The sequence below is a fragment of the Variovorax soli NBRC 106424 genome, assembly GCF_001591385.1.
GTDB classification, from domain to species: domain Bacteria; phylum Pseudomonadota; class Gammaproteobacteria; order Burkholderiales; family Burkholderiaceae_C; genus Variovorax; species Variovorax soli.
Window position 1 is genome coordinate 1 of sequence record NZ_BCUU01000148.1, and the last position, 8934, is coordinate 8934.

At 66.9% G+C, this 8934-nt stretch carries 8 protein-coding genes; 4 read left to right on the forward strand and 4 right to left on the reverse strand.

The features are described 5' to 3' along the window. Both VSO01S_RS24810 and VSO01S_RS24815 read right to left on the reverse strand, forming a co-directional pair. Positions 1 to 1123, reverse strand: a 1123-nt coding sequence (locus VSO01S_RS24810) for an NUDIX hydrolase (RefSeq protein ID WP_153305425.1), incomplete at its 3' end; no start/stop codon positions are given. A gap of 60 nt (positions 1124 to 1183) precedes the next feature. Then, positions 1184 to 2524, reverse strand: coding sequence for a glycerate kinase type-2 family protein (locus VSO01S_RS24815; protein WP_068645449.1), 1341 nt, complete (start codon positions 2522 to 2524; stop codon positions 1184 to 1186). Positions 2525 to 2567: 43 nt separating this feature from the next. Here VSO01S_RS24815 and VSO01S_RS24820 point away from each other — a divergent pair, with 43 nt between their 5' ends. Beyond that, positions 2568 to 3956, forward strand: a complete 1389-nt coding sequence (locus VSO01S_RS24820) for an 8-oxoguanine deaminase (protein WP_068645450.1) — start codon at positions 2568 to 2570, stop codon at positions 3954 to 3956. 52 nt (positions 3957 to 4008) lie between these two features. On the opposite strand, the gene VSO01S_RS24825 is transcribed toward VSO01S_RS24820, so the two are convergent. After that, positions 4009 to 5220 carry a urate hydroxylase PuuD gene (locus VSO01S_RS24825; protein WP_068645451.1) on the reverse strand — a complete coding sequence of 404 codons (1212 nt, stop codon included), beginning with the start codon at positions 5218 to 5220 and terminating at the stop codon, positions 4009 to 4011. A 372-nt stretch (positions 5221 to 5592) separates the two neighbouring features. Between VSO01S_RS24825 and VSO01S_RS24830 the strand changes: the two genes are divergently transcribed. Together VSO01S_RS24830 and VSO01S_RS24835 are read left to right on the forward strand one after the other, a co-directional pair. Beyond that, a complete protein-coding gene (locus tag VSO01S_RS24830) occupies positions 5593 to 6918 on the forward strand; it encodes a DUF6402 family protein (RefSeq protein WP_153305426.1) in 1326 nt (441 codons plus the stop codon). After that, positions 6915 to 7373 carry a hypothetical protein gene (locus VSO01S_RS24835; RefSeq protein ID WP_068645453.1) on the forward strand — a complete coding sequence of 153 codons (459 nt, stop codon included), beginning with the start codon at positions 6915 to 6917 and terminating at the stop codon, positions 7371 to 7373. The genes VSO01S_RS24830 and VSO01S_RS24835 overlap by 4 nt, the downstream gene beginning before the upstream one ends. Before the next feature lie 99 nt (positions 7374 to 7472). On the opposite strand, the gene xdhC is transcribed toward VSO01S_RS24835, so the two are convergent. Continuing rightward, on the reverse strand, positions 7473 to 8282 hold the full coding sequence (xdhC, locus tag VSO01S_RS24840; RefSeq protein WP_068645454.1) for a xanthine dehydrogenase accessory protein XdhC: 810 nt from the start codon (positions 8280 to 8282) through the stop codon (positions 7473 to 7475). Positions 8283 to 8344: 62 nt separating this feature from the next. Between xdhC and VSO01S_RS24845 the strand changes: the two genes are divergently transcribed. After that, complete coding sequence (locus VSO01S_RS24845; protein ID WP_068645455.1) at positions 8345 to 8845, forward strand: hypothetical protein; 501 nt, start codon at positions 8345 to 8347, stop codon at positions 8843 to 8845. The last annotated feature ends 89 nt before the right edge of the window (positions 8846 to 8934 follow it).

Consider the following 8934-nt stretch of genomic DNA (forward strand, 5'->3'; position numbering starts at 1 on the left):
AGAGGGCGCGCCATGGCGATGCGGCGCCCTGCGCGGCATCGTGGCCGCGGGTGGAAAGGATCCACTGCACCGGCCCCGGCGCCGCGGCGCGCAGGGCCTGCGCATGCGCGTCATCGCCCACATGCGGATCGATCAATGCCCACGGGCCGCCCGTGCCCGCACCGACGAAGTAGCTGTGCTCGCCGGGCGACGCATCGACCCGGCTGGACGTGACGCGCCACACATTCGGCGAGAGCGCCAGCACCGCGCCGCCTTCGAGGGTGTGGAAGGCATGGCCGCGCCCCTCCGGATCCACATAGCCGATCTCGGCATAGGCAGGCTCCTCGATATTGACCGGACGCGCGCCGCCCGGTCCGCCCGCCAGGCGCGGCATGTTGAGCACCACATCGCGCAATCCGCGGGCGTGTGCAAGGCATTCATCGACGCTGGCGAACTGCGCCAGCTGCTGCAGGATGCGCCGCGTGACGTTCATGAGCTTCAGGCGCCGCGCCGGGTCGAGTGCGTCGTGCGGGCGCAGCCAGCTGTGCTCGGCGATCTCGAAGCGGTCGACCTCGACCTCCTGCCCCGGCGGCACCGCGGCGATGAAGAAGCGCGTGTCGAAGCGGCGCGGCATGCCCGGCGGCGTGAGCCAGTGCGCGAAGTACGCCAGGCGGTCGACCGCCAGCTGCCAGCCCCGCTCGCGGCACAGGGCCACCAGCGCGTCGGTGCCCGCAGCCGCGGCGGCGCGCATCGCGGCCAGCTCGCCCCGGCTCAGGCCCTGCAGGTCCAGCAGCTGCTGCCGGCGCGCATCCTGCGCGAACAGCAGGCCCGACTCCTCGAAGCATTCGCGCACGGCCGCCGCGAAATAGTCGAGGCCGCCGGCAGGCAAGGCCAGCCGCGCGCTCGCCCACGCATCGTCGATGCCGCAGCAGAAGTCGTGCAGGCCGCGGTCATGCGCGTCGAGCAGGCCGCCGGGAAAGACGCTGGCTCCGCTGTTCTGGTCGTTGGCCTTCTCGGCGCGGCGCAGCAGCAGCACTTCCAGGCCTTGCGCGCCGTCGCGCAGCACGATCAGCGTGGCCGCCTGGCGGATGGGTCGAGGGGGAGCGGATGCCGAGGATGGTGATGGAACGGGCGATGGGCTCATCCAGAAGAATGTTAGCGCCGCCGCCCGTTCGAAGTGCCGCACCGGTGCGGCGGAACCACACTACAAGATCAGGATCGCGCGGAAGTCATTGACATTGGTGTGCGTGGGCCCGGTGACCAGCAGGTCGCCGATGGCGTCGAAGTAGCCGTAGGCGTCGTTGCGGTCCAGGTGGTCCGACAGCTTCCTGCCGCCGGCCTCGGCACGCGACAGCGTGTCGGGCGTGACGAAGGCGCCGGCGTTGTCCTCCACGCCGTCGATGCCGTCGGTGTCGGCGGCCAGCGCCCACACGCCGGGCTGCGCCATCAGCGCGCCGGCCAGGCCCAGGCAGAACTCGCCCGCGCGCCCGCCCCGGCCCTTGGCCTGCCCGGGTTGGCGCGGCCGGATGGTGACGGTGGTCTCGCCGCCCGAGAGGATGACGCAGGGCTTGGCAAAGGGCGCGCCGCGGTGCGCGACCGAGCGCGCCAGCGCCGCATGCACCTTGCCGACCTCGCGCGACTCGCCTTCGATCTCGTCGCTGAGGATGTGGGCCTCGATGCCGGCCGCGCGCGCGGCAGCGGCCGCGGCCTCCAGCGACTGCTGGGGCGTGGCGATCAGGTGCACCTCGTTGTTCTTGAACACCGGGTCCTGCGGGTTCGGCGTTTCCAGCGCGCCGCTCTTGAGGCTGGCGCGCACCGGCCCAGGCACCTCGATGCGGTAGCGGTCGAGGATGGCCAGCGCGTCGGCGCAGGTGGTGTCGTCGGGCACCGTGGGGCCGCTGGCGATGATGGCCGGATCGTCCCCCGGCACGTCGCTGATGGTGAGCGTGACCACCCGCGCCGGCGCGCAGGCCGCGGCCAGCCGTCCGCCCTTGATGCGCGACAGGTGCTTGCGCACGCAGTTCATCTCGCCAATGTTCGCGCCGCTTTCCAGAAGTTCCCTGTTGATGCGCTGCTTGTCGGCCAGCGTGAGCCCTTCGGCCGGCAGCACCAGCAGCGAGGAGCCGCCGCCCGAGATGAGGCACAGCACCAGGTCGTCCGGGGTCAGGCCCTGGGTGAGCGCGAGGATGCGCTCGGCCGCCGCCATGCCGGCCGCGTCGGGCACGGGATGCGAGGCCTCGACGATCTCGATGCGCTGCGCCAGGCCCTCGGGCCGCGGCGGAATGTGGCCGTAGCGCGTGACCACCAGGCCCGACAGCGGGGCATCGGCCGGCCACAGGGCTTCGAGCGCCTGCGCCATCGAGGCGCCTGCCTTGCCGGCGCCCAGCACCAGCGTGCGGCCCTTGGGCGGCGGCGGCAGGTGCCGGCCCATGCTCGACAGCGGCAGCGCGCGGTCGACCGCCACGCGGTACAGGTGCTCGAGGATCTCGCGCGGGGCCTTGCGCGCGTCAGGCACTTCGCGTGCGGCGGTGTTCGATGCGATCATTGCTTTTCCAGTCTCCAAACATTCATCTCGGATTGTCTGCGCCATGGGCACACTCTTGATTCGCAACGCGCAATGCGTTGCCACCTTCGACGATCAGCGCAGCGAACTGCGCGACGCCTCCATTCTGATCCGCGGCCATGTCATCGAAGCCATCGGTCCGGCCGCCAACCTGCCACAAGACGCCGACGAAGTCATTGACGCCGGCGGCCACCTGGTAGTGCCGGGGCTGGTCAACACGCACCACCACATGTACCAGTCGCTCACGCGCGCCATTCCGGGCGTGCAGGATGCCGAGCTGTTCTCTTGGCTGCGCGGCCTCTACCCCATCTGGGCCGGGCTCACGCCCGAGATGGTGCAGGTCTCCACCCAACTGGCCATGGCCGAGCTGCTGCTCTCGGGCTGCACCACCAGCAGCGACCACCTCTACATCTACCCCAACGGCGTGCGGCTGGACGACAGCATCGAGGCGGCGCAGGCCATCGGCATGCGCTTCGTGGCCAGCCGCGGCAGCATGAGCGTGGGCGCCTCGCAAGGCGGCCTGCCGCCCGACAGGGTGGTGGAGCGCGAGGACGCCATCCTGAAGGACACGCAGCGCCTGATCGAGACCTGGCACGACGCGTCGCACGGCGCGATGGTGAATGTGGCGGTGGCGCCCTGCTCGCCTTTCTCGGTGAGCCGCGACCTGATGCGCGAATCGGCGCTGCTGGCCCGCAGCTTCGGCGTGCGCCTGCACACCCACCTGGCCGAGAACGACCACGACATCGCCTACAGCCGCGAGAAGTTCAACTGCACGCCGGCCGAGTATGCGCAGGACCTGGGCTGGCTCGGCCACGACGTGTGGCATGCCCACTGCGTGAAGCTGGACGAGGCCGGCATCGGCCTGTTTGCGAAGACGCGCACCGGCGTGGCGCACTGCCCCTGCAGCAACATGCGCCTGGCCTCGGGCATCGCGCCCATCCGCCGCATGCTCGACGCGGGCGTTCCGGTGGGGCTGGGGGTGGACGGCAGCGCCAGCAACGACGGCGCCCACATGGTCAACGAGGCGCGGCAGGCCCTGCTGCTGGCCCGCGTGGGCCGCGCGCTGGAGCCCTTCGGCTGCGACCATGGGCCGGCGGAAATGACGGCGCGCAACGCGCTCGAAATCGCGACCCGGGGCGGCGCGCAGGTGCTGGGCCGCAGTGACATCGGCCACCTGGCGCCGGGCATGTGCGCCGACATCGCCCTGTTCGACCTGCGCACCCTGAACTTCGCGGGCGGCGCGGTGCACGACCCGGTGGCGAGCCTGCTGCTGTGCGCCAGCCCCAACGCGGCCTACACGGTGGTCAACGGCCGCGTGGTGGTGCGCGAAGGCCGGTTGGCCACGCTCGAGTTGGGTCCGCTGGTGGAGCGCCACAACCGGCTGGCACTGCAACTTGCGCAGGCCGCGCGCTGAGAAGAAGGAAAACTCGGGCACGGGGAATGGCTCAGTTCCGTGCCCCGCGGCATCACTTCGTGAGTGCGCCGTCCTGGAACCACTTGCCAAGCAGGGCGCGCTCGGCATCGGTGATGTTCGTGGAGTTGTTCATCGGCATGATCTTGGTGACCACGGCCTGCTGGTAGATGCCTTGGGCATGCTGCGCCACCTGGTCGGGTGTGTCCAGCCGCACGTTCTTCATCTGCACGGTGGCGCCGTGGCACATGTAGCAGCGCTGCTCCAGCACCTTCTGCACCTCGCCGTACGCCACCTTCTGCGTGGCGGCGGCCGCGCCGGCCACCGGCGCAGCGGCCGGCTCGGGGCGCATCCACACGATCGACAGGCCCAGCACCACCACGCCCAGCATCGCGTAGGGCAGCGGGTTGCCCGCGTTGCCCAGCTTGAAGCGATGCCGCACCACGAAGAACTGGCGAATGGCCGCACCGCCGAGCATGATGAGCAGCAGCACGATCCAGTTGTACTTGTGGGTGTAGGTGAAGCTGTAGTGGTTGCTCAGCATCGCGAACAGCACCGGCAGCGTGAAGTAGGTGTTGTGCACGCTGCGCTGCTTGCCGCGTGCGCCGTGGATCGGGTCCACCGGCTTGCCTTCGCGCAGGGCCTTCACGTTCTTGCGCTGGCCCGGAATGATCCAGAAGAACACGTTGCCGCTCATGGTGGTGGCCATCATGGCGCCCACCAGCAGGAAGGCCGCGCGGCCGGCAAACCAGTGGCAGGCCAGCCAGGCGGCCCCGGCCACCAGGAACGCCACCAGCAGGCCCACGATGGTGTCGCCGTTCTTGCGCTGCCCGAAGATCTGGCAGATGGCGTCGTAGGCCATCCAGAAGATCACGAAGAAGGCCAGCGCCACGCCGATGGCGGCGCCCGGCTGCCAGTCCATTTTGCTCTTGTCGATCAGGTAGGTGCTGGCGTTCCAGAGGTATGACATGGTGAACAGCGCGAAGCCGCTCAGCCAGGTGGAATAGCTTTCCCAGTAGGACCAGTGCAGGTGGTCGGGCAGCTTCTTGGGCGCCAGCGCGTACTTCTGCATGTTGTAGAAGCCGCCGCCGTGCACGGCCCACTGCTCGCCGCCCACGCCCTTGTCCAGCGACTCCTGGTCCTGGGGCCTCTCGAGGCTGTTGTCCAGCATCACGAAGTAGAAGGAGGCGCCGATCCATGCGATGGCGGTGATGACGTGGACCCAGCGCAGCAGCAGATTGGCCCAGTCGAGGTAGTAGCTTTCCATAAAGAGGCTCTCTCAACCTTGGCGGCGCTCGGATCGCGCCGCTTCTCGTGTTGGTCTGCTCACCACTGCGGGCGCTGTAAGCAGGGAAATCGCCGCGAACGCAGACGGTGGGGAATCGTCTCGCTCCGCTGCGGCTGTTTGTGGACCGAAGTGTATACAGTTTTAGAATCTGCGTCGTGGAAGTCGCGCCTCGCGGAGCTAGTGGTTAACCCTGAATCAGCGTTGCAACAACTGTGCCGCCGTGGGTCACCTTCCCCGCGAATAGACTTGTACGCGCCGCATGACAGGAGGCGCAGGCACAGACATCGCCCGACCTCCTGCCTGCTGCTCCGGAGTTCCGGGAAAGAGCAGAAGAATTTTCAGGGAGTCACGATGTCAATTCTCGACAGGATCACCGATCGCCTCGGTGAGATCCAGAAGGAGATGCTGCGGGACCGGCATCCTTATCTGACAGCCGAAGCGTCCGGTTTCAGCCGGAAGTGGGTGCTGAAGCAAAACGGATTCGGCTGCCGCCCCGTCAAGGCGCAAGCGTCCATTTCGATGGCCAAGAATCCGCCGCCGCTGCCCGGATCGCCACCACCAGCGGCGAAGGTGCCGCCGACGCCCCCTGCCGGCTCTGCGCCCCCTTCGCAAGCGATCCCGGCATCCTCGACGGTTGCAACGGCGCATGGCGACGAAAGGCACGCCACAGAGGACTGCCCGCAACCACCGCCATTCGACATGCTCGAAATTCCAGATGGCATGGATGCGATGGGTTTCGGCTACGCCGCCAAATGCGCTCGCCGATGGTTCAGCGGCCCGGCGCATGTGATTGCGGACAAGTCGAAGGCAATCGTCCAGCCGGCGTTTGTCGATGACAGCAGCTGCAAGCTGCAGTGGGTGCTCAAGTTCGGGAAGGTGCGCAAGCGGTACGACCACTTGCTGGCGACCAACCTGAAGTCAACGACCCCCGAGAACATCTACAACGACGCCGTCCGCAACGACCTCGGCAAGAATTTCCAGGACTTCATGGTGCAGTCCAAACACCAGTTCTCGGGCGTGCTCGATACGCTGGCTGCATGCGGCAATGACAAGCAGCTTTTGCATCAGCGCTTTCAGTTTCAACGAGTGGTGGTGTCTATGCCGGATGTGTTGGGCAACTACACCACCGTGATGAATGATCTCGCCGCGTCACTGGCGAATTTCAATCTTTACGCAGCCGTGGCAACTGCAAAGATCAGAAGGACCCAGTACAACCGGTACGACACAGTTCCGTGGCGGCAATGCGTACACACCAGCGTCGAGATCACGCACGTCTATGTTTACGTCAAGGACGTCTATTCGTTCAACGATCGGCAAGGAAGCTCCGTCTCGCAATACCTCGGCCACTGGAATCGACAGGGCGTCATCATCACCGTCGATGCGGCTTTGGCGGAGCAAATCTCGAAACTGGCCCAATTCCTGGAGCACGAACGCGACAACATCCCACGATGGTATGTGCCACCGATTCCCGACTATCTGGACAGGCCGGTAGACATCAAGAACAGTTTGCGCAAGCCCGATATCTTTTATCCAGTGCGCAATCGCGATTTCCTGAATTGGCGAAACCTGAAAGGCAGAGGCGGCGATTTCGTCATCTTTTCCGACCTCGAGCGCATTGCACTCCCCAAGCCAATCGAACTCGACCTGGGCGAGACCTGTTGGGAATACAAGCGATGAACTGGAAGCGGCTTCTTCGCACCGCCCTCGTGGCCGTCATGGTGGTGTATGGAGTTGTGTTCGTCCTCGCGAACTGGGTTCGCCCGGTCGAATACATCCGATGCGACCTCTACACCGAAGAGATGAACGGGGGTCTCAAGACCTTCAATGGCAAGCCCTACAAAATCGTTCTTTGCGGATTTCAAGGACGAATCGAACCTGAAAACTTTCCCGACGATGAAGTGCGCCTACAGGTATTTTCAGCAGAAGGGGAACTGCTGGCTCAGCGATATTTCGAACCGCTTTTCGGCATGAGCCGATTTAGCTACGAGCTTGGGTACGGCCCCGATTACCTGATTTACAACGATGGCGAAGGCACAGGCCTTCAAACGAGGATGGCCATGCCGCCAGGGCGGCTGGATTGGATACGCGCCCGGCTCCCAAGGTTTGTCCCGTTGATCTTCTGGCCCCGATAGCTTGGTTCCGAAAGTCCGTTGAGTTCTCGTCGCCGGCCGGGGGGCGATTCCCGGTGAATCACCACAATTGGCGGCAAAGAGCTTTCCCCAGCTCTCCGCTCAAGGCAGCGACTGCAGCAGCTGCGCCGCCACCGCCACCGCGATCACCTCCGGCTCCTTGCCCGTGATGCCCGGCACGCCGATGGGGCAGGTGATGTGGTCCATCTCCGCCTGCGTGAAGCCGCGCGCCTCCAGCCGGTGCCGGAAGGTGGCCCACTTGGTCTTGCTGCCGATCAGGCCGATGTAGGGCAGGTCGCCCCGCTCGCGCTGGCGCTTGAGGCAGGCGATGACGATGTCCAGGTCTTCGGCGTGGCTGAAGCTCATGATCAGCACGCGCGAGCCGACCGCCAGCTGCGCGACCGCGTCCTGCACGGGCTCGGAATGCTCGGTCTCGATCTGCACCGGCAACTGGGGCGGGAACACGCCGTCGCGGCTGTCGATCCAGCGCACCGAAAAAGGCAGCGTCGACAACAGGCGCGCCAGCGCCGCGCCTACATGCCCGCCGCCGAAGAGGGCCACCGGGTTCAGGTGCGCGGTGAGCTCGGCGCGCAGCGCGGCCACATGCTCCGGGCCGATGCGCTGGTAAGCCAGGAACACCACGCCGCCGCAGCATTGGCCCAGGCTCGGGCCCAGCGGATAGCGCCGCACTTCTTCGATGGCGGCGCCGCCTGCCAGCCAGCCGCGCGCCTCCTGCGTGGCCTGGAACTCGAGCTGGCCGCCGCCGATGGTGCCGGTGAGGTCGTCGTCCCACACGGCCATCCAGGTGCCGGCCTCCCGCGGCGCCGAGCCCTGGGTGGCATGCACGCGCACCAGCACGCCCTGCCCGCCCGCGCCCAGCCTTGCCAGCAATGTGTCGACCAATCCGTTCATGTGTTGTGCACCCGATACCTCGTGTTGCGGCGGCGTGCACGCGGCACGGTATAAATCCGCCGATGGATTTTGAACGCCTGCCCCGACGCCTGGCCCTTGCCGGCCTTTTTGCCCTCACGCTCTGGCTGGCCGGCTGCGCCAGCACCGACGGCTCGGTCCGGGGCCAGATGAGCGACGCGACACCGACCAACCAGACGCCCAACCCGATTCCGCGCGCCTCCGACGCCGCCACACCCCGCGACTACCGCCGCGATGCCGCCGGCCATGTCTACGCGCGCAACAAGGACCGCATCTACAAGGGCAAGCTGCCGCCGCTGCTCTATGCCATTGGCACGCTGGAGGTGAACCTGGACGCGCAAGGCCGCGTGCGCTCCATGCACTGGCTGCGCGCGCCCCGGCATGCGCCGGACGCCATCGCGGAAATCGAGCGCACCGTGCTCAACGCCGCACCCTACCCCGCGCCCACCCGGCTGGGCCAGGTGACGTGGACGGATACCTGGCTGTGGGACAAGAGCGGACGCTTTCAACTCGATACCCTGAGCGAAGGGCAGCTGCAGGACTGACATGTATTGGCTCCTCTCCCCTCTGGGGAGAGGCTGGGTGAGGGGCATGCGCCCCGCCGGCATGGCGTGCCGATTCGAATGGCGCGCGT